Below are 23,729 nucleotides of genomic sequence, written 5' to 3' on the forward strand. Positions count from 1 at the left end.
CCCACCAGAGGTACGTCGCCTCGAGATACGCCCGCTGGATCGCGTCGTCGCGCCAGCCCCGCGAGAAATGCGGCGTGAAGCTCTCGGACGACTTCGGGTCGAAGAAGACGTTCGGCTGGTTCGTGCCACGGTCGATGGCGGGACAGCCGAGCTCGGTGAACCAGATCGGCTTGGACTGCGGCGCCCACGCCGTTGGCGTTCCGCTCTCCACCCCGCCCGGGCGGTTGTAATGCGGGTTCGACCACCAGGCGCGCAGATCCTTGTAGCGGAAGACCCATGGCTTACTGGCGGCACCGTCGGTGATCGCGGTCCGGACCTGCGCGGATCGGTCAGCCGCGCTGGCATAGAACCAGTCGAAGCCTTCGCCCCCGGCGATGTTCGCCTGCAGATAGGCGCGGTCGTAGATCGCGGGCCAGCCCTCTGCCGCGTCGAGATGCTCGAACCCGTCGCGCCAGTCCGAGAGCGGCATGTAGTTGTCGATCCCGACGAAATCGATCTCCGGGTCCGCCCAGAGCGGATCGAGATGAAAGAACACGTCGCCGCTGCCGTCGCCCGGCTGGTGCCCGAAGTACTCCGACCAGTCGGCGGCATAGCCGATCTTCGTCCCGGACCCGAGAATGGACCGCACATCGGCGAGTAGGTCCCGATAGGCCTGCACCGCCGGATAGGTGCTGGCTCCGGAGCGGATCGTCGTCAGCCCCGGCATCTCGGTGCCGATCAGGAAGGCGTCGACCCCGCCCGCCGCCGCGCAGAGATGGGCATAGTGCAGCACCATGCGGCGCAGGCCCCAGTCGCCGGGCGTGCCTGCCCAGCTGACGCTCTCGCCTGAGACGCTGAAGCTCGCGGGCGTGGCCGCGCCGAACAGCGCCGCGACTTGGCTTGCCGCCGTGGCGGTCTTGTCCACGGTCCCGGCGAACCCCGCTGCAGGCGAACAGGTGATCCGCCCGCGCCAGGGGAATACAGGCTGGCCGATCTCGGTGGCGTTGTCGGAATACGGGTTCGGCAGGCTGTTGCCGGGCGGCACGTCCATCAGGATGAAGGGATAGAAGGTCACGCGCAGTCCGCGCGCCTTCATCTCCTGGATCGCCTGCACCACCGCGAAGTCGGACGGCGTGCCGCCATAGACCGGCCGATCCTGATCGTCGCGACTGACCAGAAAGGCATTGGCCCGGCTGACGCCATTCACCGACCAACTGGCGGGGGTGGTCGACTTGGCCGAGACCTCGACGCCCGGCCGCACCTTGCACGATCCTGCGCGCAGATCGTCGCCGAACCAGGCGACAACCAGGCTGACGCTCTCGACCGCAGGGGCCATCGCCTGCAGCCGGTCAAGCGCCTCCACCATGTCGGTGGAGTCGGCCAGCGCGTTCAGGTTTTCCGGTACCGTCGCGCCGCCATCGGTCTTGCGGATGGCCTGCGTGGCGTAGGTGAACTCGCCCGAGGCGGGGATCATGGTGACGGCGCGGGTCAGCCCCTCGGCGGTGTCGGGATCGACCAGAGGCCGGAACACCTCGAAGGAGAGCTGCGGCAGGCGGTTGCCGTAGGTCGAGAGCGCCAGTTCCTCGAAGACGACATAGGCCGTGCCGCGATAGGCCGGCGTGCTGGCCGCCCCCATCTTCGCGGTGATGAACGGGTCCGCCGTCTGGGTCTCGTCGCCGGGATACCAGCGCCAGGTCACGCCGGAGAGGTCCATCGGCTTGCCGTCGGCCCAGATGCGGCCGATGCCGGTGATTGACCCCTCGCAAAGCGCCACGGCGAAGCTGGCATAGTAGAGATACTCGGTGGTCTTGACCTTGCCGCCCCCACCGCCCTTGCCGCCGCCCTGCGTGGTGGTCTTCGTCTCCTCGCGGAAATCTGTCGCCCAGATGATGTTGCCGCCCATGCGCATCCGGCCGTAGAGCCGCGGGATGACCGCGCCTTCGGTGGCCGAGGTGATGCGCAGCGTGTCGAGCCTCGCGCCCTCGATGCGCTGCGTGGGCGCCAGCGACGAGATGATCCAGCTGTCGACGACCGAGCCGATGGTGGAGCCGATGAAGCCGCCGATGGTCGCGGCGCTGACGCCGAGGATCGCGCCGCCAATGCTGCCGCCAATGGCGGCGCCAGCGGCACCGAGAACGAGGGTGGCCATGTCGGGGTCTCAGCGTTGCGGGAACAGGAAGGCGAAAGCGATGCGCCGCCGCCAGGATGGGGTGAGCGGTTCCTCGATCACGCCGAGCCGCTCGTAGGCGTGAAGGAAGCTGCCGGGGCCGGTCAGGATCCCGACATGCTTGGCGATGGCGCGGGGCTTCATGCGGAAGAGGATCAGCGCGCCGGGACCGGCCTCGGCGGGCGACACCTCGATCATCATGCGCCGCGCGCCGTCGGCCAGCACCTCGCGCGGACCGGCCTCGCCCCAGTCGCGACTGTAGGGCGGGATCGGGAACGGCTCGGGGCCGACGACCTCGCGCCAGACGCCACGCGCGAGCCCGAGGCAGTCGCAGCCAACACCGCGCAGGCTTGCCTGGTCGTGATACGGCGTGCCGAGCCATGACCGCGCGATGGCGATGACGCGCGCGGGGTCGGCCAATGCGAGGGGTTGCGTCACAGCACGCCTCCCTCGTGACCGCCGTCCTTCGTGGCGTAGCGGAGGACGGCATCCTGGCCGGGGATGTGCGGGAAGCCGCGGAAGTTGGCTGTGTTCGCGAACTTCGCCCCGCAGGTCTCCATCCGCTTGTCGCAGCCCGCACGGATGGTGAAGCCGTCACCCTCCGCGATCGCGCGCACCGGCGCCTCGAGCAGGGTCAGCACAGCTATACCGTCCGAGACGTCGTGGCCGAGCACCTCGGTGCGCCGCCCCACATTGGCGCCGCTCGTCCACTCCAGTGTGCCGAAGGTGAACCAGCCGGAAACGAACCCGCCGAGCCCCGAGGCGGTAAAGGCGCGATCCCGCAGCAGATCGATCACAGCGCCTGTGCCCTTGAAGGCGGGATTTTCGAGATCGACGCCGCACCGCGCGTCGCCGAGCGCGGCATCGCAGGTCGCCTGGAACGTCCGCCCGACCGTCTGGCCCAGCATATGCGCCAGCGAGCGCACCTCGGCGACGAAGGCCAGCCGCCCGCGCCGGATCTGGCCGATGGCGCCCCGGCGCATGAGCACGCGCTGGCTGGTGTCCGCCCAGTTCACCCGCCAGACCTCGACCTCCGCATTGTCCCAGCGGCCATCGAGGATGTCGGTCTCGGTGATCCGGTCCGAGGTCAGCACGCCCTCGGCGTCCTGCGCATCGACCGACAGGTCGGAGCCCGACCGCACCTCGGAGGCCGTGAGCCCGCTCTCGGGCTCGAAGTCGTTGCCGTCGAAGGCGAGCGTCCGGTCGTGATCGGTGAAGCCGAAGGTGACGCCGTCGGCCCGCGTGATCCGCCAGCACCAGGCGAGCGTCGTCGTGCCCTCGTCGAGATGGGCCTGCAGGGCGGGATCGAGGGTCTTCATCGGCGCAGTTCCAGCAGCGGGATGGAGATGATCGAGCCGAGCCGCTCGAGGTCGAGCGTCACGTCGAGCACGTCGGTGTCGAAACGGACCGGCACGTCGAACTCGAAGCCTGCGGTGATCGCGAGGCCGGAGCCCGGCGCCGCGGTGAAGGTGACGACGCCGGTCGTGGTGTCGACCGACCAGCCGGAGGGCTGCTCAGCCCCGGCGAGCGCGATGCGCACACTGCCCGCCACCGGCTTGGCGATGGCGCGCGTCCAGGATTGCGCGCCCGAGGAGTAGCGCTTCACGAGTTGGAACGCGGTCGTCGCGCCGTCGCCGGTGCCGATCGCCTGGTCGGTGGGCGATGCCGTGCCCGAGGGTAGACAGGACTTGTGGTCGCCCCAGTCCTTGAAGCGGAAGCCATGGAGGCGGCCATTCCGCGCCTCGAAGAAGGCAACCACCGCCGCCAGATCGTCAGCGCGGCGGATGCCGTAGGCCACATCGTAGCGGCGGCGCGAGTTGGCCCAGCTGGCATTGCGTTCCTCGTCGCCCGAGGCCAGCTCGACGATTTGCGTGCGCCGCTCGGGCCCACCGCGCGCGCCTCGGCTGATGTTGTCCGGGAACCGGACCTCATGGAACGCCATGGCTTACATACCCCTTCGCCCGAGCGAGACCGCCCGTGCGATGTCCGCCGCGACCTGCGTCCGGGATTGCCTGAAACTCTCGGCGTCGCGGGCCATGATGGTGACGTTGACCCCGCCGCTCGTGCCGTAGCTTTGGGCCTCGCGGCGAGAGAGCACCCGCTCGCCGCGCTGCAGGATCGCCGGGACCTCGTCGTGGCGAAGGCCGACAGCGCCGCCAGAATGAATCCGGGGCGCGGCGGCGAAGGCCATGGCCGGGACCATCCGTGAAGGCCCGGACGATCCGACGATGCCGCCAGCGTGCAGGATGTTGGCGAAAATGCCGCCCGCGCCGCCAAGCGCGCCCGAGAGCGCGTTGGCGATGGGGCCGAGGATGAAGCGCCGCGCCGCCAGTTTCGCGAGGTCCGCGATCAGCGAGGTCACCAGATCGCGGAAGTTCAGCTTGCCGGTCTTCACGAACTCCCCAACCGCGTCCTCGGCCGACTGGAACGCGCTGACGAGGCTCTGGCCGATATCGCCGCCGATCTCCCGCGCCCGGCTGGCATAGTCCGATAGCGCCGCCGTCACGGCTTGCCAGCCCGTCAGGGCACGCTCGGCCCCGTCGCCAGCGGCGGTTCCGGCATCGCGGGCAGCACCTCCGGCGCCATTGGCAGCGGCTGCAGTGTCGTCGAGCCCGGCCGCGAGTGCATCGGCGGAGCTCGCGGCGTCCGTCAGCGCGGCCTCAGACTCCGTGCCGGACCCGGTCACGGCATCCTTCAGCGCCTGCCAGGCGGCAAGCGGCCGGGTCGCGGCATCGGTCAGCATGCCAGCGGCCTCGCGATAGGCACTGGCACGCGCGCGCGCGTCCTCCGCCATGGCGCCGAGACCGAGATCGGGTGGCGCAATGTAGGTCCGGGCGAGCGCGGCGGAAAACGCATCGGCCGCCGCGGTGCCAGCCGCCGTCGCTGCGCTCTCGAACGGGTTGTCGATCCGGCTCAGGTCCACCGCGTCAAGCGTGCCGATCCGTACGCCGCCTTCGCCGGTCGCCCATTCGGGCAGCAGGGCCAGCGCGGCGTTCAGGGTCTCGATGAAGCTGTTGATGCGCGTGACGACGCCGTTCAGCATCGCCTCGACGCCGCCGATCAACCCGTTCGCGGCCTGGTAGGCGAAATCGCCGATGGCCCCCGGCAGGCTGCCCCAGATCGCCACCGCGCCGTCATAGGCCCCCTGGAAAATCGCGACGGTGCGGTCCCCGAACCCCACGACGCCCGCGACAGTGCCGTCGAGGGCCGAGAGCGCGGCGGCCTTCAACCCCTCCCATCCGGCCGCCATGCGGGCCAGTGCGGCGTCGAGCGCGAGCCCCACCCGCGACCAGACCTCGGAGGCGAGATCGGAGAGCAGCCGGAAGGCTTCGCCGACGCCACCCACGCGGGCAACGAATTGGGACAGCTGGTAGATCAGCTCGCCCACGCCGACGATCAGGGCACCGATGCCAGTGCGGATCAATGCCCCGCGCAGGACGACGAGTGCGGTTGCGAACCCACGGACCGACAGCGCGGCGGCGGCCAAACCAGCGACCCAGCGGCCCGCGAGGAAGGTCGCGAAGGTTACGGCATAGGTGGTCAGCCGGCCAATGTTGTCGAAAAGGCCGCGAATGGCGATGCCGAGTGGCCCGGTACGGTTGGCGATGGCCGCCATGGCGTCGGCGACGGCTTCCAGTGCTGGGGCTGCGGCGACGGCCAGCTGATTCGAGAGCCCGCGCCAGATCAGCCCGAGCCGGGAGATCGCATCGTTCGTCCGCTCGATCTGGTCGGCATCCTGCTCGGAGACGACCACACCGAAGGCGAGGACGTCCTCCGTCGCCTGGCGCAGCGTCGCGGTATCGATCCGGCTCATGGCGATGGAGCCTTCCTCGCCGAAGAGCTGGCCCGCGACGGCGGCGCGCTCGGCGGCAGGCACGAAGCTTTCGATGGCGGCGTTGATGGCGCCGACGCGCTGGTCCAGCGGCAGGGCGATCAGGTCGTTGGCGGAAAGGCCCAGCCGGTCCAGCGCATCGGCGGCGGGGCCGGTCCCGGCGGCCGCCTGGCTGAGCCGACGCGTCAGATCCTTGGTCGCCTGCTCGATGCCGGACATCGACACGCCCGCCAGCTCTCCCGCCCGCTCGAGCGTCTGGATCGAGGCGACGGTAGTGCCGAGCGACTGCGCCAGCTTCGCCTGCGCATCGACCGTCTGCAGGCCAGAGCGGATCATCGCCACGCCAGCGGCGGCAGCGGCGGCCACGGCGGCGGCCGCCGCGACCCGGACCCGCCGCGAGAAGGCCGCGAGCCGGGCGTTCGCCGCTTCCATCTCCCGGCTCAGCCGGCCGAAGCCGCGGGACCCGGCCTCGCCGACACCTTCCAGTTCAGCGCGCACCTGCCGTCCGCCCACGGCCGCGAGGCGGACGCTAACCCGTTTTTCCGCCATGGGAGTGATCCATCTGTTCGTTGAGTTTGGCGACCATCACCGCCTCGATGACGGGCAGCAGTTCGGCCATGGCGAGGGGCGGCACGCCGAGCGCGTTCCCGAGCGCGAGCGCCGCCGACATATCCCAGCCGATCACGGCGCCCGGCAGCACGCGCAGCTGGCCGCCAAGACGGCCGACGAGGTCCCAGACCTGCCAACCCTCCGGAGTTTCCGGACGGTTCAGCCGCGCCGGGCAGTCCGGGCAGGCTTGCGCGCAGGCTTCGCAGTATCGCTCGCCCCCGCCGAAGGACCATTCGGCGAGAGCGCGGAGGCGTTTTTTTCCTGTTCCAGCAGCAGACCCTTCGAGACGTAGGTCAGCTGGAACGCCTCGAAGATCGGCCAGACATCGAGCAGCGCGTCGATGGCCTCCGGGCTTGGGTCGATGGCATTGCCGTCGGCATCGCCGATGCCCTCCCATGCGAGCACCGCCCGCCGCGCCAGCGCTTTGGCGAAGGCAACCGCGCGTTCCTCGTCGGAGGCCTCCTCGGGGATGACTTCGACGCCGGGATCGCTGCGGGTCGCCACCATCAGCGCGGTGGTCAGCGGGCGCAGTTGCACCCGGACGCCGGGCGCAAGGTCATGCCATCGCGGCGCGTTGGTCAGGTCGAGCGTCAGCATCAATAGGTCTCCAGGTCGTTCACGAGGGCTGCGGTGCACATCCGGCCGACGACGCCGTCGCGCGCGGCCTGCCAGTCGAAGGTCGCCTGCACGCCCTGCGGCCCCGAAATCTCGATGCGCGGGCGCGGCAGGTAGACGGCGTGCACGGTGAAGGTGAAGCTCTCGCCGGACGGCAGGACGTAGGCGAACTCCATCTCGCAGGCCTCGCCGTTGATCGCCTGCGTCACCAGCGTCTGGTCAGCAAAGCGGACCTCGATCCGGCCGGTCAGCGCCGCGATGGAAGGGTCCGCCCCGTCGATGCGGCCGTCCGAGCGGATCGTCTCGATCCGGTCGAGGTTGTTGGCATAGGTGATCTCGGCCGAGACTACATTGCCGAGGGCGGTCCCGTTCCGGGTGATCGACCCGTTGAAATGGCCGAAACGCTTCAGCTCCAGTGCCGCCGGTGTGCCTGCACTCGTCGTGGTGCCCACCGTCTCGCCCTGCGCCACCAGCCGCGCGGTGGCAGTCAGCAGGCCCGAGCGCTGCATCTGCCAGGTGATCTGGTCGAGCACGCAGCCGAAATACATCGCATAGCGCGGCACCTCGGGCATTCCGGTCTCGATTGACATCGAGGGTAGCGTCCAGGACCCGGATTGGAACTCGTGGGTGTACGGGGCCTCTACGCCCGTGGTCGTCGGCGCGCCGAAGGCCGCCTTCAGCCAGAACCCGAAAGCCTCTGCATCAAGCGGCACCACGACATCGCCATCGGCCGTCACCGCGTCCTTGATTGGCGCCAGCGGGTCGCGGCCGTAGCCCAAGAGCTCCGAGTTCAGCAGCGGCTGCTCGGCGCCGAGCGACGTGCTGGCGAAGGGCATGCGGGTGAAGCCGCTGGCGGGCGGCGTTCCATAGGTCGTCTCGAACGCAAGCGCCATCAGCGCCCGCGCCCCCTGGGCTCGTGCCATGTTTGTCTCCTGTCGTGAGAGAAGTCAGCCGAGCGGATCGGCCGTGGAATAGTGCAGCACCACCGGGATGACCGCGGCCTTCAGGCTCACCGCGCCTTCGACCGGCAGATCGACCGGGCGCGGGGCTTCGGCCTCGACCCAGTCGCAGAGCCCGCCCAGCGTCCGGTCGGCGGCGAGCGCCGTGCCGATGCTGGCGCAGAGGGTGTCGAAGGAAGCGTCACGCGCCGTACCTTGGACCACCGCCTCGATCTCGGCGCGGTGCTGGTAGTGGTAGCGCAGGGGCGACAGGGTCACATCGGGCTCCCCCGGCTCCCCATCGCGGAGGATCAGGAGGCCTGCCGTGGGGACGCGTTCGGGCAGCACCTCGCCGCGCAGGGCGGTGGCGGGCAGCGCCGAGAGTCGCGCGAGCAGCGCGGCGAGGATGGTTTCGCGGGACGTGGGCATGGTCGCACTCGCAGTTCCGGCGTGCTTTCGGTTACTTGGCTCGAACGCCAGCCGTTGCATCCGAACTTCAGTTCTTGACAGCCAAATCAGTTGGGCCGTATCCGAAGGACGCGGCAGTAGCCTTAATATGGCAGAGGCACTGATCTTTGATCAGAAGTCCCGGTTCGATTCCGGGCTGTCGAGAGCGGGGCTGCTGCCCTGTTCTCGACAGCCCGGGATGACCATGGACCAAGCAGCGAAGTTAGCAGTTTTCCAAGCTCAAGTGCAGAATGCACGCTCATTGAAGACGGCGCTGCGGCAGGTGCACAGATGCGTCAACGATGCGCTTCGCTCAAACGACCAAGCACGGGTTTCGGCGTTCACCAAGACGTATGCGCTTCTTTTTTGTTCGTGGGCTGAAGCTAATTTCTCCAAGATTATTCATACGCCTTATGGTTTTGAGATCGACGAGATCGAACAGATACAGAGGGCAAAGAGCGATGGAATAGCTGCCGCTTGGAAGAAGGCCGTTGATCTTGGATTGCGTCACCTCGACGCAAAAAGAGGTAGCTTTCAACCAAACACTAAGCGGAAGCTGTTCGAGGTAATAGATCTGCATGTGTTCGATCCAAGCCTATTCAGGAACAAACTTGCTCATGGCCAATGGACTGTAGCGCTGAACCGACAGAATGATTCTGTTCAAGCGGAACGTACTGCGCAGATTGCAGCGATGGACGTTGTAAAAGTGAGCTCATGGATCCGGGGGCACGAATTAATGGCCGAGGCTGTCGAAGCACTCATCGAGTCTCCTCGCAAGGCATTCATGCGCGACTGGTACCAGTATGTTGTTGAACTAGAAGCAAATATTATTGGTGCTGAGCAAAGGAATTTACAGCAGCATATACAGAATTTGATTGATAAGGACGCTCGCACTGGTGCGCGAGCAAAGCGACTTCGGACCGATAACTCGTAACGCCAATTCTTTCACGATCAACGTCCGACTATTCCATCCACCCAGTTCGCCACAATCAGTCCTGGCACGCTGTCCAGCGCCCGGTCTGCATCTCGCGCCAGGTCGAGCCGCTTCGGCAGCTTCACCTGCGGCACCAGCAGGAAGATCGGCGCGGTGACCTTGCCGCGGCCGGTCTTCGACCGCGACACCACCGCTTGGCCTTTCGTGTTCAGCCGCCCCTCGGCGACTAGCAGGCTCGGGCCCGTCCGGCGATAGACGAAGCGCAGGCGCAGCCCGCGACGACGTTCCCATTCGCCGGGCGTGATCCTGCCGCCGCGCAGGGACTTGCCTGCGGCGGGCAGCGGGATCGCAAGCCAGAACCCGTCCTTCGAGCGGATCAGCGGGCCGGTGTCATGCGCGCCGACGATGACCGGGGCCTTCGACCAGACCAGCGCTGCCGCGTCCAGGCTCTCGCCCGATCTCGGGAAGTTCTGGCTCCGGATCGAGTTGGCGAGCCGGGGGCCGAGCCCCGCGCCGGTGATCTGCAACCGCCAGGCCGACTTCAGCCCGGACCCGGCCTCGCGCATGGCGGCCGTCACCGCACGTTCCCCCGCCGCGACCTCGGCCGCCATTATGGCTACGATGTCGGGATCGATGTCGAGCTTCAGCTTCATCACGGTCACGCCGGGCGCAGATCGACGGTCCAGACCAGCCGCTCGCGGTCGCGGACGGGCTCGCCCTGGATGAGGAAGGCGTCGCCGTCGATCTCGATGCGGTCACCGGGGCGCGGGTTCGCCACCTCGGCGACGCGCAGGTCGATCCTCGTGGTCTCGGACCAGAGCCGCGCATCACCGAAATCGCTGATCGCATCGGCGCGACGGGCGACGGCACGCACCAGCACGGGCGCGCCGCCGTCGGCGATGTAGACCGCGTCCCGGCCGATGTTGGGATCGGCGAAGAGCGCGCCGACGGCGGCGGCGAAGGCGCTCATCAGAAGGCCGCGTTCAGGCGCACCCGACCGATGGTGTCGCCCGCGCCGCCCGCCACCGCCTCGACGGCCACGCCTACAGGCGTGTTGTCGGTCGCGACCGTCGTGCAGCGCTTGTTGGTGTCGTCCCAATAGACCTTGGCGCCGACGGTCCAGGCTTGCGAGCCGACCTTGGTGATGTCGAAGACGCCGATGAGCGCGGTCTCGACGGGCTCGCCGAGGGCGGCGTCTCCGGCGGCGATGCCGAAGATGGAACCGACGAGCAGGCCATCGCCCGATGCGACGGCATAGGGCGCGCTCAGGGTGATGGTGTTGCCGGGCTGGACGAAGTTTTTCATGATGGGGATCCTCGTGGAAAGACGAAGGGCGGCGCGTCAGGACCGCCCGCATGTCAGGGTTCAGGAAGCGCGCCTTACGCGCCCGGGTTCTTGTAGAGACCGCGCCAGTCGATGGCCTTGGCGCCGAAGTCGAGGCGGCACTTGATCTCGACGCCATCGACGTCGAAGCCGTTGCGGGTCTCGATGTACGCGCCCTGCTGACCCTCGAGATAGGCGTACTCGATGGTGTCGATCTGGTTCGGGCTGGCCGCCAGATACCAGGCGGTCTCGCTGGCGGCGTCGAGGCGCGGCTCGCTGATCGGCGCAAGCGTGCGGATAGACTGCGGCACCACGCTGGACGTGGCGGCGGGCACCAGGTTCTGCGCCACCAGCTGCTCGGCTTTCAGTTCCAGCGAGGCGGGCACGATCAGGAAGGCGGGGCGGACGTTCAGCACCGTCTTCTTGTCGAGGCCGGTCTGCTTGGCCATCGCCGCGCGCGCCGCTCCGACGCTGCCGACATCGAGCGCCGCACCGGTCCCCGCGAGGTTCTTGTGGGTGGTGTGGAAGAGCGCGTTGCCGTCGGCCATCGCCGGGTTGGCGGTGATGATGCCCCAGACGACATCCGACTCCAGCTGGGCGATGGAATTGCCGTACATCGCCGGGATGCGGGTGAATGCGTCCAGATCGTCGTTGATCAGCGTCTGGCGGGTGATGGCGACCACCCGGCCATAGGTCTTGACCTTGTAGCTCTCCTTGCTCTCGCCCAGCGTCCCGCGCTTGAACTCACCGCTCTCGCCCACCTCCAGCAGTTGCGGGGCTTCGCCGAGCTGCACCCGGTGCATGGCCTTGAAGTCGGTGGCGAGCACCTGGCGGCAGAACAGCATGAAGGTGCGGGGATAGGCTTCGTAGGCCTGCCGCAGGGTCTTGTTGGTCACTGCCGACAGGATCTCGGGGAAGTCCGAGGTCGAGTGCAGCGCCCGGGTTGCCACCTCGTCGCGCGACAGGCCCCGCGTGTTGACCCCGGCATTGCCGAGGCTTTCGCGGGCCAGTTCCAGCAGCGTCATGCCGCGATACTGGCGCGCGGCGTCCTCCAGCTGGAACAGCGTGGGGCTGTAGCGGTGCAGAAGCGCGTTCGCCACCGCGTCGCGGCGGGTGATGCGCTCGTCACGGCCGCCGAGCGGGACGGAGACGTGGCCGAAGGTCCGGGTCTCGTCCGACTTCGCCGCGACCTGATCAAGGATCAGGCGGCGGGACTCGTCGACGCTGACGCCGCGCTTCACCAGGTCCTCGGCGAAGCCGCGTTCCAGGTTCAGCCGCCCGGCCAGATCGTAGATGGTGGAGACGCGATCGCGCTCGGCTTCGCGGGCGCGGGTGGCGACCGCCTCGGTGTCGGGCGCGGGAGTTGCCTGCGGCTTCGGCTGGCTGCGCGTCTCGCTGGCCGCGACCTTCGGGTCGGGCGCAGCCGCTTTCGGCTCGGTCATGGCGGTGTCCTCGGTTTCGACCGGCTCGGTCGGCTGAGTGGCGGGGGTCGCGGCGTCGAGCGCCGGGGTTTCGGTCTTGTCCGTCATCGGGATCGGTCCTTTCGTGGTGGAAGGGGCGTCCCGGCGGTGGAGGACGCAGTCGTGAAGGGGATGCTGGGCGCGGAAGCCCGCGGCGGGGTCTGCTCCGACGGCGACGGCGGAGACCTCGAACGGCGTCCAGTCCACCGCGCGCCAGAGCTCGCGGGCGGCCTCGGGCTTCGAGACCTCGAAGCGGTGGACCTGGTAGCCGATCGAGACGGCCCGGATGTGCCCGGCCTGGATGTCGCGCCAGATCGGCTCGACATCGGCACGCTCGGAGATCCGCACCAGGGCGATGCCGCGGCCGTTCTCGATCCGGGCCGAGCCCGGCACGACCGAGCCGATCACCGCATCCAGCGTGTCAAGCTCGTGCACCTTCAGGAAGGGCGCGCCCGCGTTCAGCCGGTCGAGCCGGACATGGGCGGGGTCGAGGCTCAGCTCCTCGTCATAGGGCTCGCCGAAGAAGGTCGCGCGCCGGACGCGGGCCCCGGCCGACCAGACCACCTCGACGGTGCGGGTGTCGGCATCAGCCGTGTTCGGCGCAAGCTCCGCCGACCGGCGCATGGCCGGCAGTTCGATCATCGTGTCCATGAAGGTCAGTCCTGTTGGTCGGCCTGCGCCGTGTCGGTTTCATCCGCTTCAGCGGAGGGATCGTCGGCGGCTGGGTCGGTCGCCGGATCGCTGGTCTGGGCGCTGCCGGTCTTGGTGACGCGGCGCGGGTCGCTGTCGAGCACCAGCCCCAGCGCGTCGAGTTTGGCATTGGTGGCGGCGATCTCGGCCAGCACGGCGTCCGGGTTGCGGCCCTGCCGGGCGATCACCTCGGCCAGCGTCATGGTGCCGGAGCGGATCGACAGCAGGTTCGCCATCGCGTCCTTCTGCGGATCGACCGCCTCGAACTTCGGCGGCGACCATTCGACCGGCACGATCGGCGACGGGATCTGCCCCGCCGCCCATGCGGCTTCCGTGAACCAGCGCCAGACCGGGGCGCAGAACATCGGGATGAACAGCTGCCACTGCACGGCGTCGATCTGGCGGCGGAACTCCACGAGCCCGGCCCGGATCGAGGAATAATTGACCTGGCTGAGATCGCCGGTCAGCAGCTCGTAGGGCACCCGGAACCCGGCCGAGATCGTGTGCAGGCTGGCCCGCTTGTATTCGCCGTAGCCGCCGGTGGCCGACGGCTGGTTGAACCGGATGTCCTTTCCGCCGCGGGCATAGGCGATCAGTCCCGGCTCGAACTGCTCGACCCGGTTGCCGTCGGCATCGACAACCGAGGGCGCGATGCCCTGCTGCGCCTCGTCGTCGCTGAAGACGATGGCGGTAACGCAGGCTTCGGTCTTCTTGCGGACCAGTTCCGCCACCTCGTAGTCGTCGAGATCGCGCAGGGCCCGTATGACCGGCGCGCCCCAGGGAACGCCGCGCGCCTGCGTGCGCTGCTTCTCGTAGATGTGCGCAATCTCGGTCGCGGGGACCGGGCGGCTCTGCAACCCGTTCTGCAAGGCCCCGTAGGCGTCGCCCGGATGTTCGGCATGGAGCCAGTAGGCCCGGCGCTTGCCGACCGGGTCGAACTCGATCCCCTGGACCAGCCGTCCCGCGCCGATGGCGCCGGATTTGGTGGCGTCGAGGAAGTCGGCCTCCAGCACCTGCAATTGCAGCGGCACCGGCAGACCGTCGCTCGCGCGCCGCAGACGGCGGCGCACCATCACCTCGCCCGCCTCGACCATCTCGCGGCAGATCAGCGTCTGCAGCCCGTAGAAGTCGAGCTGACCGTCGGCGTCGCACTCCGCCGTCCAGCGCTCGAACAGCGCGTCGACCTTGCGGTCCAGCTTGTCGTCCCCGCTGGCGGCGCGCGGCATGATACCAGCGCCGATGATGTTGTTGACCAGCACCGCCACCGCCTTCGCGGCATGAGGGTTGTTGCGCACCAGATCGCGCATCCGGTCGCGCAGCAGCGCCCCGGCGACGCCGATCTCGGTGTCGGCCGAGGATCCCGGCGCGCGCCAGCCCTCGGTGCGACGCCCGCGCGCGGCGCCGTCATAGCCCCGCGTCAGGGTCTCGAACGCCTGACGCGCCATCACGCGGCGGGCCGCCATGCGCGGTGCCACCGATGCGATGGCATGGTCGAACCAGTTCGCCGACATCAGCGATCCCCGCGCGAGAAGCCAGCCAGCCCGGCCACCGGCAGCGGCCGTGTGGTGCCTGCGATGGCGCGCTCGATGGTGCGAATGCGGGCGAGCAGATCCTCAGCCGAGCCGTAATCCACCGACTTACCGTCATAGCTGACGCGGGTCGTGCCGCTGGCATAGGCCCGGCGCAGGGCCGAGAGCTCGGTTTCCGTCCAGTCGGTCATCAAAACCATCCTCCACGCCGCCCGAGCCAGTCGGAGCGGCGCTTGCCCTGCGGGGCCTGTCCCGGCCGGTTGATCTGTCCCGCGGGATCGGTGTCGGTGGGGGCCGCCCCGAGCTGATCCTCAAGGTCGCGCCATTTCTCGTCGGGCCAGCGGTCCGCGCCTGCAATCCAGGCGGCGGCGCGGGCATAGACGCGGCAATCCAGCGCCTCGTTGCGTTCGCGCAGCTTCTGCCATTCCAGCCGGGCGAAGCCGCGCTTCGTTCGCACCGTCACCAGCTGTTCGGCCACGAACTGCTTGAGCCATTCGTTCTCGACCCAGTGCGGCAGGTGCACCGAGCCGGGCGGGAACGCGGCACCGTCGGCCATGTCCTCCTCGGTCGGGCGCGCCAGCCGCAGGAAGCGGTACGTCTCGGCCTTGAAGGTCGAGACAGCCACGGTCCAGAGCCGCGCCCCGCGCCGCAGGCGTTTACCACCCTCGGTCGCGTCGACGAAGGTCGGCCCGGATACCGGGCTCGAGCGGTTGAACCCCTCGACGCCCTTCACCGGTGACACCTGCCCAACCCCCTGCGCCCGCGACCAGGAATAGACCGCCGGGGCCTCGTAGCCGGTGTCGATGGCGAGCCGCGCGATTCTGAGATGCGCGCCGCATTCGTGCGGCCAGCTTCTGTCCAGCAGCGCGGTCAGCTCCGACCAGGCGTCATGCCGATCGGGTCCACCCTCGATCACGACATGATCGACGAGCCAGGACTCAAGTCCGCGGCCCCAGGCCCAGACGTCGACCTCGATCCGGTCCTTCTGCACGTCGGCTCCGGCCGTCAGGAACAGCCCGCCCGCAGGCACCGTGCCGGACGTCCAGCGCTCGCGCCGGTCGTAGAGCCGCTGCCAGTCCGGGGCTTCTCCGGTCTCGACCCAGGTCTCGCCAAGGATCGTGTTGCGGAACGCCTTGATCGCCTCGTCCGACCCCTGTGCCGCATCCCATGCCCGCACGATCCGCTCCCAACTCAGCCAGCCGATCGGCGAATAGAGCGCCGAGAGGTGATACCCGACCGTGTTCGGATCGGCGGCCGTGGCGGTCGCCCGCCATTCGCCGCCCTCCAGCATCGCCGTCTTGTGGTGCTCCGCGATGGGCGTCTCGCAGCCCTCGCAGTGATATTCCGCCGTGTCCGGGCGGCCCTTCTGCCAGCGCAGCCGGTCGAACTTCAGCCACTGCATCGCACCGCAATGCGGGCACGGCACGAAGAACCGCCGCTGGTCGCTGGCCTCGTATTCCCGCTCGATCCGGCTGAGCCCCCGGATCGTGGGCGTCGAGACCAGGAACACCTTGCGGCGATGGGCGAAGGTCAGAGACCGCGCTTCCGCCAGCGTCACCGGATCGCCTTCCTCGTCGGCGGACGCGGGATATGCATCGACCTCGTCGAGAAAGATGTAGCGCGCCGGTGTCGAGCGCAGCCCGACAGCCGAGTTCGCGCCCGTCATGATCAGGATGCCGCCCGCGAACTCCTTGGACAGCATCGTGTTGCCCGCATCGCGCGAGCGCGCCGGTTTGACCCGCTCCCGCAGGTCCGGGCTTTCGTCGATCAGCGGGTCGATCCGCTGCCGCGAGTTCCGCTTGGCCAGTTCCACGGTCGGCTGGACCGCGAGCATCGGTCCCGGCGCCTGGTGGATGGCGAACCCGATCCAGTTGTTGCCCGCCTCGGTCGCGCCGACCTGCGCGGCTTTCATGAACACGATCCGCTGCGTGGGATCGCCAGGCGACAGCCGGTCCATGATCTCGCGCATGTAGGGCGTGCGCACCGTGCGGTATCGCCCGGGCTCGGCCGAGGCGCGCCCCGACAGCATCCGGTGCCGGTCCGCCCATTCCGAGACGGTCAGGTCCGGGTCGGGCCGCAGCCCGCTGCCCCAGGCGCGCAGGATCTCGCCCGCGCCGTCGAAGTCCCTTAGGCCGCCAAGATCATCGCAACGCTCATCGGAAGTCGGGCCGGACCTTGGCGAGTTCGTCGAGGTGGGCGCGTACATGTTTCTCCAGGACCTTCTGCATCGCGGCTGGCTCCACGGTGATCTGCTGGCCCGTCGCGTCGCGACACGAGGCCGAGAGCTCGGCCGCCATCAGCGCCGCCGCGCGCGCAGGCCAGTTCACCCACGCGTCCCGTTCCTCCCGCGCCAGCCGGAACACCAGCGCCAGCGCGCGGGCCCGCTCGATCAACTCCTCCTTCAGCTTCTGCAGACGGATGCGCCGCTCCTGCGCCTTCAGCACCTCGTTCGCGGTCTTCGCCTGCAGAAAGGTCGTGCCGCCGCCCACCGCCGGAACAGCCAGACCCTGTTCGCGCAGCGTGTCGCCGACAGCGGCCACCGCCGCCTCGGGGACAGGCTTCAGCTTCGGCGCGGGCGGCTTGCGGGTCTTCGACGGGTCCGTCGTCTCGGCCCGTCTGGCGTCGCTGGCGGCCGCATTGATGCTGCCGTCGGGATAGAGCACCAGCCGCTCGGCCGTCTTCGCCTTCTGGATCGCGCCCCGCGACAGCCCGACATGCGCGGCGTACTGGCGCTCGCTCATGCCCTGCATCGACGGCTCCGATTATCATTCAAGATCATGTGCTTATCGAGTTGATAAGCAGCGCGACCGGAGCGAACGTCACTCCAACGAAGCGATGCAACTCACCACGGAGCCACCACGATGACCAGTCGCCTGAACCCGATCACCACCCCGCGCCACGAACTCCGCGCCGAGAAGGCGCGCCGGAACAAGGAAGCGGCACTCGCCGCCTTCATCGGCAAGAAGGCCGAGATCGACGAGATGCTCGCGCGCCTGCAGGCGCTCAGCGACGACCATTTCGATTGCGCCCCCGACGAGGCGGGCTGGGCGATGGTCGGCACCCTCGAACACTACGCCAGCCTCCTGAAGCGCATCACCGACAGCGCCTTCGGCGAGGGCGAACACGCCCGCTGATCTCCGGCACAGCCGGAACTCCTGCCGCGCGCCCTGCGCGGCTCGGGGTCGTAGAAGGCGCCGCATGACGCGGGCCCGAATACGGAGACGACCCCATGACCAAGCTTTCCGATACCCAAGCCATCATCCTCAGCGCCGCCGCACAACGCGAGGACCGCATCGCCCTGCCGCTGCCCGAGAGCCTGCGCGGCGGCGCCGCCGCCAAGGTCATCGGCGCGATGCTCGCCAAGGGCTTCCTCGAAGAGGTCGACGCGGACATGCGCAAGGGCGAGCCCGTCTGGCGCGAGACCGGCGACGGCCACGGCGTTACGCTGGTCGCCACCGACGCAGGCCTCGCCGCCATCGGGATCGAGCCCGAGGACGCGAACCCAGCGCCTGCGGGCGCGACGACCGAGGAGCCCGCGCCGGACACCCCCACCGAGACCGAGGCCGCCCCCAAGGCGCGGACGCCGCGCGAGGGCACCAAGCAGGCGACCCTGATCGCCATGCTGCGCGCGCCGGACGGCGCGACCATCGAGGAGATCATGGCCGCGACAGGCTGGCAGTCGCACACGGTGCGCGGCGCCATGGCTGGGGCGCTGAAGAAGAAACTCGGGCTCGAGGTGACCTCGGAGAAGGTCGAGGATCGGGGGCGGGTTTATAGCCTGCCGCGCGACTAGCGCCGCGCGCCACGCCAGTCGAAATGCCGCCGTCCCTCGGGGCGGCGGCTTCTTTGTATCAAAGCGAAATGTTCCAGTAGTCGAGCACCTTGCGGACATCATCCCGAGGATAGTGCGGGCCAGCGGATGCTAGATCCTTGCGAATGGCGGCCTTCCTGCGGTCTGCCGCGTCCTTGATCCGCGCCGAGAACTTGGCCGTGCCGAGAGGGAGCGAGGGCCGATCAGGCTTCGGCCAACTCTCCGGGTAAGCGCCCCAATCCGACCATTCCGCCACCTGCCGCGCGTTGTCTGCGACCTCCTCATGATCACAAGACCAACCGTAGAGTTGCAACGCGCATACGCGCAGCATCATCTTTACTTCGGTCATGACGTCCGTGAATGCCTTTAGCGGCGTGGGGAGAAGGACCATGTTCGCCACGCAGGAAAAGAAGCGCCGATCCTGCACCACGGCGTTGCTGATCTGATAAGCAGCATCATCCACACCCCATATATGGCAACATGACCAGTTCGGCCGTTCCCCGGCACGAAGGCCCAATGCGAGCGTCAGTGCCTTGTTCGCGTGAATGTTTCCTTCGAATTTGTGGATGATCGCGCCCGTCTGCCGATTGCGGTTCATCTGCGGCTCGGACCAGTTCGCCTTATAGAACAGGGCTCGTCTCGCGTGTTCTGGATACCAGACGGGAAGATACTCGAATGTTCGCGGATCGACCCATCGCGCAGTCCTCTCGATCAACCCCATCACGTCTCCGAGGCCGAGCTCTCGCCGCAGCGCCTCTAGGCCGTCTGGAAGCAAGTCGGCGGCGTCGCTATTTCCTTCTTCCTCTTGGTTCTGCAGCACTACAATCTCGATCCCAAATCTCTGGGCGGCAAAATGATCAGCCGCCGTCTCCAACTCGGAGAAACCATAGGATCTGAGTGGTATAGCGGCAACTTGGAAACCGCTTCGTGGTGTCGGCCTAACGCTGGTGTTCCTTGTCCATGGCGGATCGGATCGCCTCAAACACCCGCCGCAGGGCGAAGGATCGTGCGATGCTCACCACGGTGAACACCGCGCCCATCTTCAGGTTCTGCGCAAGTGTCGTGTGCAGCCCGAAAATCGGGAAGATCAGGATCTGCGTGACCACCGCGACGCCGTAGCCGACCATCACGTTGGCGACGGACTCGACCAGCGACATGAGGCGGGATTGCTTCATGCCACCACCTCATCCATCGGCCAGCAGTTCAGCCGCGAGAGTTCGCAGCGCATGCGCCGCAACCAGCGGGACCACGCCGTTGCCACAGAGCCGAAGCCGGTCCACCCGGTGGGCCAGCCCATCAGCGCCTCGACGAACAGCGGGTTCAAGGTCCGGCGCGGCTCGGAGGTATCGCTCCCAGCCATCGGCGTCGCCAGGACCTGGCGGCCAAGCAGGCCGTTCACCGGTGTGTTCGCCAGTGTCGTCGCCCCATCCTTGTGATCGCGTGCCGTCGGCGTCATCCACATCCCCGCCGCATGGGTCAGGTCTGCTGTCCGGCGGTTGCCCGCGCTCGGCTTGCAGCCGTCGTTCGCCATCGGCGTCGGCCAGTCCCGCGCCAGCTGGTCCAGACCCTTTTCGTCCTTCCGCGCGCCACCCCGGCTGCGGAAACTGTCCGTCTGCGGCGTCGGCCACATCGCGGCCGTCGTCGCGAGGTTCATGCCGTGCTGGCCCGCTGCCTGCGACGGCGTCGGCTTCGTCTGCCGGTTCTCGTTGGCGCTGGCCCTCGGCGTCGGCCAGAGGCTGAGCAATTCCGTCCGGTTCCCGCCACTCGACCGGGTGCCAGAGCAAGCGCGCGGGGTCGGCCAGTTCGTCTCCTTCTCGGATCGCGAGGATAAACAGGCGTTCCCGCTTGTGAGGCGCGCCGACTTCCGCCGCCGTGAAGAGGCCTGCCGCAAGGCGGTAGCCCATGCCGACCAGTCCGCTGGCGACTTCGGGGAAGCCGAGGCGGAGATGATGGGCGACATTCTCGAGGAAGACGAACGGTGGCTCCACTTCGCCGATGATGCGGGCGACATGGGGCCAGAGGTGGCGCGGGTCGTCCACGCCCCGGCGCTTGCCCGCGACGGAGAACGGCTGGCACGGATAGCCCGCAGTGACGATGTCCACCGCGCCGCGCCATGGGCGGCCGTCGAAGGTTCCAACATCGTCCCAGACAACAGCCTGATCCAGGGACGCGTCTTCCATCCGCGCCACGAGAGTGGCTGCGGCGTAGGTTTCCCGTTCGACATGGCCCACAGCACGATATCCGGGGATAGCGATGGCGAGCCCGAGGTCGATACCGCCCGCGCCGGAGCAGAGTGAGAGGCCGAAGAGGCATGCGTCTCCGGCTCCGGAAGCGCGTCCGGAGGAAGGTAAAGCCAGGTCATGCATGTCACGCGGCGGTCTTGCGCTTTCGCGCTGGTTCAGGGGCGGCGTCCGGGTCAGGCGTATCGGCGCGGGACTCGGCATCGTCGCCCAGCCGCTCGGTCCTAACCTGCGCGAAGGTCCGACCGTCGCCGTCAAGGATCGCGTCGCGGCCGGTCTCGGCCTGCCAGCGTTCCACGGCGACATCGACGTAGGCCGGGCTGATCTCCATCGCGAAGACGCGGCGGCCGTTGGCTTCGCCCGCCATGATCTGCGAGCCGGAGCCGGAGAACGGCTCGTAGCAGAGGCCGCCCCGCGCCACATGCTGGCGCATCGGGATCCCGAAGGCGTCGAGCGGTTTCGGCGTCGGGTGGTCGGGCCGGTCGTCCTTGGCGAAACTCGGCAGCGCCCATGTCGACGGCAGGGTTTCCTCGGCCACCTTCGGCGGGCGGTTCGGCCGCCGCCAGCCCATGAAGCAAGGCTCGTGTTTCCACAGGTAATGCGAACGGGTCAGGACACCGCGGTCCTTCACCCAGATGATCTGCTGATGCACGAAGGCCCCGGCCTTCTCCCAGCAGGCCTCGAGCATCGCTTGTCGACGGGAGGCGTGCCAGCAGTACCACGCGGCGTCCTCGGTGATGGCCTCGGCCACGGCCGCCGAGATGAACCCGTCGTAGAGTTCTGCGCCCTGCGAGCTGTCGTCCCAGGTCGTGCCGTAGGAGGCGGACCAGTCCTTGTTCCGCGTCGGGTGGTTCGAGCCGTCGTAGTCGACGAGATACGGCGGATCGGTCGCGAACAGGATCGCGCGCTCGCCGTTCATCAGGCGGCGCACGTCGGCAGCGCTAGTGCTGTCGCCGCACAACAACCGATGGTCCTCGAGGATCCAAAGATCGCCGGTGCGCGACGCAGGATTGCGCGGCGGCTCGGGGATGGTCACCGGCGGAACGGAGCCCCCGGCGCCACCTTCTTCACCGTCGTCTTCCGCGACGTAGGCCAGCAGCTTGTCGAGCTCGCCGTCGGAGAACCCAACGAGCGACAGGTCGAAATCCTCGGCCAGCAGATCGTTCAGCTCCGCCGACAGCAGCGCCTCGTCCCAGGTGCCGAGTTCCGTCAGCTTGTTGTCCGCGACCCGGTACGCCCGCCGCTGCGCCTCGGTCAGATGCCCGAGCACGATCACCGGCGCCTCGGTCAGCCCGAGCTGCGTCGCAGCCAGGACGCGCCCGTGGCCCGCAATCAGTTCTCCGTCCTCGCCAACGAGGCAGGGCACCGTCCAGCCGAACTCAGCCATGCTGGCGGCGATCTTGGCGACCTGGTCCGCGCCATGCACCTTAGCGTTCTTCGCGTAGGGTTGGAGCTTGGCCAGCGGCCAGGTTTCGATCCGCTCGGGGGCGAAGCTCAGCGTCATGGTGGGCAAGGTTCCTCGGTCGGGTGGATGCCGGTGGCTTCCGGACTCCGGATGCCGCGCTGGACTCCAAGCGGGGTCCAGCGGCTACCGGCGGTCTCCGGCCGAAAGGCCAGCGTTCATTGGTGTTTGCGCGGGGCGCGCGTGGCTCCGGCTTCCGGGTGGCTTCCCAAAAATCCGGCCCAGTCGCTGGCGATGTCCCGCGCTTCGCCCGCCAGCATACGAATATCGCCAGGAAGGAACCGGAAACTGCCTCGGGCTGGACCCCGGCCGGACCCTCGCTGGATACCGGGGTCCAGGTGGCCCCCGTCAACGCAAAGGGGAGAGCGAGCTTTCCAGCGCACTCTCCCCATCTTGCCTTCGGAATAGCATGGATCTGTTGCAGATGTCGAAGGAAAAAGTGTTGCAACACATTGGAGTCACTGCGCATTCAGGCGCGCAGCGATCTTGGTCAGCGCCAGTTGCCAGCGACGCCAGGCGGTCGTGCGGTCGCAGCCAAGTTCGCCGCTGATCTGCTTCCACGGCACCCGGGCCGCACGCGACCAGACCAGCTTGCGCTCCGCCTCCTCGATCCAGAGCACCCAGTCGAAGGTCTGCTCGAGCCGGGTGATCGCGGCGGCCGAGGGCCAGACCCGCATCGGCTGCGGCTCCATCGCCGCGACCTCGCGGCTGGTGCGCACGATGTCGGGCCAGGTGTTGAAGTAGCCCTGCGCCTTCACCGGCGGCAGCTTGCGCAGGGTGCGGAACGCCTCCTCGAAATGATCGGCGACGCAGTCGGCGGTCCATTCACGATCAGCCATGGCGCGCCTCCCTGTCAGAAGGACGCGGGCCGTAGAGCTTCTCGCCCAGCTGGCGGACCAGTTCACGCTCGGGCCAGGTGAGGCGATCGTCATCGGCGGAGACCGCGAGGACGCCCTGTTCCTGCCAGCCCTCGCGCTTGACCTGCTCGGGATCGCGGCGCCGACCGCCGTAGCCATGGGGGTGCCATCTCATGCGACACCTCCCTTCGTCTCGATCGCCCAGAGCAGGATGGCGATGGCGTCGGCCTCGTTGTCGTCGGCCGGGCTGAAACCGCGGGCGCGGACGGCGGCGATCATCGCGGCTTTATCGGCGTTGCCCTTGCCCGAGGCGTGGCGCTTGATCGTGCCGACCGGAACGCCCTCGTAGGGCACGCCGCGCAGTTCCGCCCATGCGGTCAGCGTGGCCATGAGCCCGCCGTAGATATGGCTCGCGTCGGTGCCCGCGTGGCGGCGGACTTCCTCGAACCAGATGGCGGCGACGGGCCCGGACAGCCGGTCGATCTCGGTCAGCCAGTTGGTGAAGCGCAGGTAGCGCATGCCGCCGCCGTCGAAGCGGCCGGGACGCAGCGAAACCGTGCCGCTGGTGATCAGGCCGTCATGGCCGCGGATCGCCCAGCCGGTCGAGGTGCCGAGGTCGAGCGCGAGAATGCAGCGGTTGCGGGGCGTGTCGAGCGGCAGCGATTCAAAACTTGCGCCGTCGCAATTCGGGATCAGAGTCGGCTGAGCCATGATGGGTCTCCTTTGCCGGTGGCCTGTGGTGGTGGAAGACGACGGCGGTCTGGTGCTTGGCGGTACGCGGCCGCCGTCGTCGGATCGGAGAGCACAAGGGAGAGTCACGGCGGCGCGCGCGGCTG

At 68.4% G+C, this 23,729-nt stretch carries 27 protein-coding genes and 1 pseudogene; 3 read left to right on the forward strand and 25 right to left on the reverse strand.

From position 1 onward, the window contains the following. From GL279_RS10995 to GL279_RS11035, 9 genes are all read right to left on the reverse strand, one after another. Positions 1 to 2,128, reverse strand: a 2,128-nt coding sequence (locus GL279_RS10995) for a baseplate multidomain protein megatron (RefSeq protein WP_211371295.1), incomplete at its 3' end; no start/stop codon positions are given. A gap of 9 nt (positions 2,129 to 2,137) precedes the next feature. Continuing rightward, positions 2,138 to 2,584 carry an NlpC/P60 family protein gene (locus tag GL279_RS11000; RefSeq protein ID WP_343039780.1) on the reverse strand — a complete coding sequence of 149 codons (447 nt, stop codon included), beginning with the start codon at positions 2,582 to 2,584 and terminating at the stop codon, positions 2,138 to 2,140. Next, positions 2,581 to 3,465, reverse strand: a complete 885-nt coding sequence (locus tag GL279_RS11005; protein ID WP_155064684.1) for a DUF2163 domain-containing protein — start codon at positions 3,463 to 3,465, stop codon at positions 2,581 to 2,583. The genes GL279_RS11000 and GL279_RS11005 overlap by 4 nt, the downstream gene beginning before the upstream one ends. Further along, positions 3,462 to 4,088 carry a DUF2460 domain-containing protein gene (locus GL279_RS11010; RefSeq protein WP_155064685.1) on the reverse strand — a complete coding sequence of 209 codons (627 nt, stop codon included), beginning with the start codon at positions 4,086 to 4,088 and terminating at the stop codon, positions 3,462 to 3,464. The genes GL279_RS11005 and GL279_RS11010 overlap by 4 nt, the downstream gene beginning before the upstream one ends. A gap of 3 nt (positions 4,089 to 4,091) precedes the next feature. Beyond that, positions 4,092 to 6,527 (reverse strand): phage tail tape measure C-terminal domain-containing protein, encoded by a 2,436-nt coding sequence (locus GL279_RS11015; RefSeq protein ID WP_155064686.1) that lies wholly within the window; start codon positions 6,525 to 6,527, stop codon positions 4,092 to 4,094. Continuing rightward, positions 6,508 to 6,678, reverse strand: a complete 171-nt coding sequence (locus GL279_RS11020) for a DUF7697 family protein (protein WP_170293955.1) — start codon at positions 6,676 to 6,678, stop codon at positions 6,508 to 6,510. Before GL279_RS11020 ends, GL279_RS11015 begins: the two co-directional genes overlap by 20 nt. 68 nt (positions 6,679 to 6,746) lie before the next feature. After that, positions 6,747 to 7,184: a hypothetical protein gene (locus GL279_RS11025; protein ID WP_155064688.1), complete on the reverse strand. Its 438-nt coding sequence runs from the start codon at positions 7,182 to 7,184 to the stop codon at positions 6,747 to 6,749. Beyond that, complete coding sequence (locus GL279_RS11030) at positions 7,184 to 8,125, reverse strand: phage tail tube protein (protein WP_155064689.1); 942 nt, start codon at positions 8,123 to 8,125, stop codon at positions 7,184 to 7,186. The genes GL279_RS11025 and GL279_RS11030 overlap by 1 nt, the downstream gene beginning before the upstream one ends. Before the next feature lie 24 nt (positions 8,126 to 8,149). Continuing rightward, complete coding sequence (locus tag GL279_RS11035; RefSeq protein ID WP_155064690.1) at positions 8,150 to 8,569, reverse strand: acyl-CoA transferase; 420 nt, start codon at positions 8,567 to 8,569, stop codon at positions 8,150 to 8,152. Between GL279_RS11035 and GL279_RS11040 the strand changes: the two genes are divergently transcribed. Further along, a complete protein-coding gene (locus GL279_RS11040; protein ID WP_155064691.1) occupies positions 8,568 to 9,521 on the forward strand; it encodes a hypothetical protein in 954 nt (317 codons plus the stop codon). The two genes, GL279_RS11035 and GL279_RS11040, sit on opposite strands and share 2 nt — an antisense overlap. 17 nt (positions 9,522 to 9,538) lie before the next feature. On the opposite strand, the gene GL279_RS11045 is transcribed toward GL279_RS11040, so the two are convergent. The 8 genes from GL279_RS11045 to GL279_RS11080 all read right to left on the reverse strand — a co-directional run bounded on the left by GL279_RS11045 (position 9,539) and on the right by GL279_RS11080 (position 17,273). Further along, positions 9,539 to 10,174, reverse strand: a complete 636-nt coding sequence (locus tag GL279_RS11045) for a DUF6441 family protein (protein WP_155064692.1) — start codon at positions 10,172 to 10,174, stop codon at positions 9,539 to 9,541. A gap of 5 nt (positions 10,175 to 10,179) precedes the next feature. Then, positions 10,180 to 10,491 (reverse strand): head-tail joining protein, encoded by a 312-nt coding sequence (locus tag GL279_RS11050; protein ID WP_036720070.1) that lies wholly within the window; start codon positions 10,489 to 10,491, stop codon positions 10,180 to 10,182. Then, positions 10,491 to 10,826, reverse strand: coding sequence for a DUF2190 family protein (locus GL279_RS11055; RefSeq protein WP_155064693.1), 336 nt, complete (start codon positions 10,824 to 10,826; stop codon positions 10,491 to 10,493). The genes GL279_RS11050 and GL279_RS11055 overlap by 1 nt, the downstream gene beginning before the upstream one ends. Before the next feature lie 74 nt (positions 10,827 to 10,900). Continuing rightward, on the reverse strand, positions 10,901 to 12,955 hold the full coding sequence (locus GL279_RS11060) for a prohead protease/major capsid protein fusion protein (protein WP_155064694.1): 2,055 nt from the start codon (positions 12,953 to 12,955) through the stop codon (positions 10,901 to 10,903). A 5-nt stretch (positions 12,956 to 12,960) separates the two neighbouring features. Then, entirely contained in the window at positions 12,961 to 14,505 is a 1,545-nt protein-coding gene (locus GL279_RS11065) for a phage portal protein (protein WP_155064695.1), read from the reverse strand. Beyond that, positions 14,505 to 14,714 (reverse strand): phage head-tail joining protein, encoded by a 210-nt coding sequence (locus GL279_RS11070; protein ID WP_028030714.1) that lies wholly within the window; start codon positions 14,712 to 14,714, stop codon positions 14,505 to 14,507. The genes GL279_RS11065 and GL279_RS11070 overlap by 1 nt, the downstream gene beginning before the upstream one ends. Beyond that, a complete protein-coding gene (locus GL279_RS11075; RefSeq protein WP_155064696.1) occupies positions 14,714 to 16,729 on the reverse strand; it encodes a phage terminase large subunit family protein in 2,016 nt (671 codons plus the stop codon). Before GL279_RS11075 ends, GL279_RS11070 begins: the two co-directional genes overlap by 1 nt. Continuing rightward, a complete protein-coding gene (locus GL279_RS11080; protein WP_155064697.1) occupies positions 16,677 to 17,273 on the reverse strand; it encodes a hypothetical protein in 597 nt (198 codons plus the stop codon). The genes GL279_RS11075 and GL279_RS11080 overlap by 53 nt, the downstream gene beginning before the upstream one ends. Before the next feature lie 111 nt (positions 17,274 to 17,384). On the opposite strand from GL279_RS11080, the gene GL279_RS11085 reads away from it, so the two are divergent. Then, the gene (locus GL279_RS11085; RefSeq protein WP_155064698.1) at positions 17,385 to 17,657 is read left to right on the forward strand and encodes a hypothetical protein; all 273 of its coding nucleotides are present in this window, start codon (positions 17,385 to 17,387) and stop codon (positions 17,655 to 17,657) included. A 95-nt stretch (positions 17,658 to 17,752) separates the two neighbouring features. Then, positions 17,753 to 18,316, forward strand: a complete 564-nt coding sequence (locus GL279_RS11090) for a DUF3489 domain-containing protein (RefSeq protein ID WP_155064699.1) — start codon at positions 17,753 to 17,755, stop codon at positions 18,314 to 18,316. A gap of 58 nt (positions 18,317 to 18,374) precedes the next feature. Here the strand turns inward: GL279_RS11090 and GL279_RS11095 are convergent, their stop codons facing one another. The 8 genes and pseudogenes from GL279_RS11095 to GL279_RS11125 form a co-directional block, all read right to left on the reverse strand. Continuing rightward, the gene (locus tag GL279_RS11095; protein ID WP_343039781.1) at positions 18,375 to 19,154 is read right to left on the reverse strand and encodes a hypothetical protein; all 780 of its coding nucleotides are present in this window, start codon (positions 19,152 to 19,154) and stop codon (positions 18,375 to 18,377) included. Positions 19,155 to 19,272: 118 nt separating this feature from the next. Beyond that, a complete protein-coding gene (locus GL279_RS11100) occupies positions 19,273 to 19,509 on the reverse strand; it encodes a DUF7220 family protein (protein WP_155064700.1) in 237 nt (78 codons plus the stop codon). Further along, positions 19,506 to 19,988, reverse strand: a complete 483-nt coding sequence (locus tag GL279_RS19420) for a hypothetical protein (RefSeq protein ID WP_246175286.1) — start codon at positions 19,986 to 19,988, stop codon at positions 19,506 to 19,508. Before GL279_RS19420 ends, GL279_RS11100 begins: the two co-directional genes overlap by 4 nt. Positions 19,989 to 20,193: 205 nt before the next feature. Further along, a pseudogene (locus GL279_RS19425) lies at positions 20,194 to 20,778 on the reverse strand (DNA cytosine methyltransferase); the annotation flags it as partial. Then, entirely contained in the window at positions 20,702 to 22,078 is a 1,377-nt protein-coding gene (locus GL279_RS11110; protein ID WP_155064702.1) for a site-specific DNA-methyltransferase, read from the reverse strand. The pseudogene GL279_RS19425 and the gene GL279_RS11110, both read right to left, overlap by 77 nt. Before the next feature lie 416 nt (positions 22,079 to 22,494). Next, on the reverse strand, positions 22,495 to 22,875 hold the full coding sequence (locus tag GL279_RS11115) for a DUF6362 family protein (protein WP_155064703.1): 381 nt from the start codon (positions 22,873 to 22,875) through the stop codon (positions 22,495 to 22,497). Then, the gene (locus GL279_RS11120; RefSeq protein ID WP_028720215.1) at positions 22,868 to 23,068 is read right to left on the reverse strand and encodes a hypothetical protein; all 201 of its coding nucleotides are present in this window, start codon (positions 23,066 to 23,068) and stop codon (positions 22,868 to 22,870) included. Before GL279_RS11120 ends, GL279_RS11115 begins: the two co-directional genes overlap by 8 nt. Continuing rightward, positions 23,065 to 23,604 (reverse strand): crossover junction endodeoxyribonuclease RuvC, encoded by a 540-nt coding sequence (locus tag GL279_RS11125; protein ID WP_246175277.1) that lies wholly within the window; start codon positions 23,602 to 23,604, stop codon positions 23,065 to 23,067. The genes GL279_RS11120 and GL279_RS11125 overlap by 4 nt, the downstream gene beginning before the upstream one ends. Between the last annotated feature and the right edge of the window lie 125 nt (positions 23,605 to 23,729).

Source organism: Paracoccus limosus, assembly GCF_009711185.1.
GTDB classification, from domain to species: domain Bacteria; phylum Pseudomonadota; class Alphaproteobacteria; order Rhodobacterales; family Rhodobacteraceae; genus Paracoccus; species Paracoccus limosus.

What these genes read in the sequence shown, in the direction of transcription:
- GL279_RS11005 (WP_155064684.1), bottom strand. Translation starts at nt 3,465, where the DNA reads ATGAAGACCCTCGATCCCGCCCTGCAGGCCCATCTCGACGAGGGCACG.
- GL279_RS11010 (WP_155064685.1), bottom strand. Translation starts at nt 4,088, where the DNA reads ATGGCGTTCCATGAGGTCCGGTTCCCGGACAACATCAGCCGAGGCGCG.
- GL279_RS11015 (WP_155064686.1), bottom strand. Translation starts at nt 6,527, where the DNA reads ATGGCGGAAAAACGGGTTAGCGTCCGCCTCGCGGCCGTGGGCGGACGG.
- GL279_RS11025 (WP_155064688.1), bottom strand. Translation starts at nt 7,184, where the DNA reads ATGCTGACGCTCGACCTGACCAACGCGCCGCGATGGCATGACCTTGCG.
- GL279_RS11030 (WP_155064689.1), bottom strand. Translation starts at nt 8,125, where the DNA reads ATGGCACGAGCCCAGGGGGCGCGGGCGCTGATGGCGCTTGCGTTCGAG.
- GL279_RS11040 (WP_155064691.1), top strand. Translation starts at nt 8,568, where the DNA reads ATGGTCGCACTCGCAGTTCCGGCGTGCTTTCGGTTACTTGGCTCGAAC.
- GL279_RS11035 (WP_155064690.1), bottom strand. Translation starts at nt 8,569, where the DNA reads ATGCCCACGTCCCGCGAAACCATCCTCGCCGCGCTGCTCGCGCGACTC.
- GL279_RS11045 (WP_155064692.1), bottom strand. Translation starts at nt 10,174, where the DNA reads ATGAAGCTGAAGCTCGACATCGATCCCGACATCGTAGCCATAATGGCG.
- GL279_RS11050 (WP_036720070.1), bottom strand. Translation starts at nt 10,491, where the DNA reads ATGAGCGCCTTCGCCGCCGCCGTCGGCGCGCTCTTCGCCGATCCCAAC.
- GL279_RS11055 (WP_155064693.1), bottom strand. Translation starts at nt 10,826, where the DNA reads ATGAAAAACTTCGTCCAGCCCGGCAACACCATCACCCTGAGCGCGCCC.
- GL279_RS11060 (WP_155064694.1), bottom strand. Translation starts at nt 12,955, where the DNA reads ATGGACACGATGATCGAACTGCCGGCCATGCGCCGGTCGGCGGAGCTT.
- GL279_RS11065 (WP_155064695.1), bottom strand. Translation starts at nt 14,505, where the DNA reads ATGTCGGCGAACTGGTTCGACCATGCCATCGCATCGGTGGCACCGCGC.
- GL279_RS11070 (WP_028030714.1), bottom strand. Translation starts at nt 14,714, where the DNA reads ATGACCGACTGGACGGAAACCGAGCTCTCGGCCCTGCGCCGGGCCTAT.
- GL279_RS11075 (WP_155064696.1), bottom strand. Translation starts at nt 16,729, where the DNA reads ATGTACGCGCCCACCTCGACGAACTCGCCAAGGTCCGGCCCGACTTCC.
- GL279_RS11080 (WP_155064697.1), bottom strand. Translation starts at nt 17,273, where the DNA reads ATGCAGGGCATGAGCGAGCGCCAGTACGCCGCGCATGTCGGGCTGTCG.
- GL279_RS11085 (WP_155064698.1), top strand. Translation starts at nt 17,385, where the DNA reads ATGACCAGTCGCCTGAACCCGATCACCACCCCGCGCCACGAACTCCGC.
- GL279_RS11090 (WP_155064699.1), top strand. Translation starts at nt 17,753, where the DNA reads ATGACCAAGCTTTCCGATACCCAAGCCATCATCCTCAGCGCCGCCGCA.
- GL279_RS11100 (WP_155064700.1), bottom strand. Translation starts at nt 19,509, where the DNA reads ATGAAGCAATCCCGCCTCATGTCGCTGGTCGAGTCCGTCGCCAACGTG.
- GL279_RS19420 (WP_246175286.1), bottom strand. Translation starts at nt 19,988, where the DNA reads ATGAACCTCGCGACGACGGCCGCGATGTGGCCGACGCCGCAGACGGAC.
- GL279_RS11110 (WP_155064702.1), bottom strand. Translation starts at nt 22,078, where the DNA reads ATGACGCTGAGCTTCGCCCCCGAGCGGATCGAAACCTGGCCGCTGGCC.
- GL279_RS11115 (WP_155064703.1), bottom strand. Translation starts at nt 22,875, where the DNA reads ATGGCTGATCGTGAATGGACCGCCGACTGCGTCGCCGATCATTTCGAG.
- GL279_RS11120 (WP_028720215.1), bottom strand. Translation starts at nt 23,068, where the DNA reads ATGAGATGGCACCCCCATGGCTACGGCGGTCGGCGCCGCGATCCCGAG.
- GL279_RS11125 (WP_246175277.1), bottom strand. Translation starts at nt 23,604, where the DNA reads ATGGCTCAGCCGACTCTGATCCCGAATTGCGACGGCGCAAGTTTTGAA.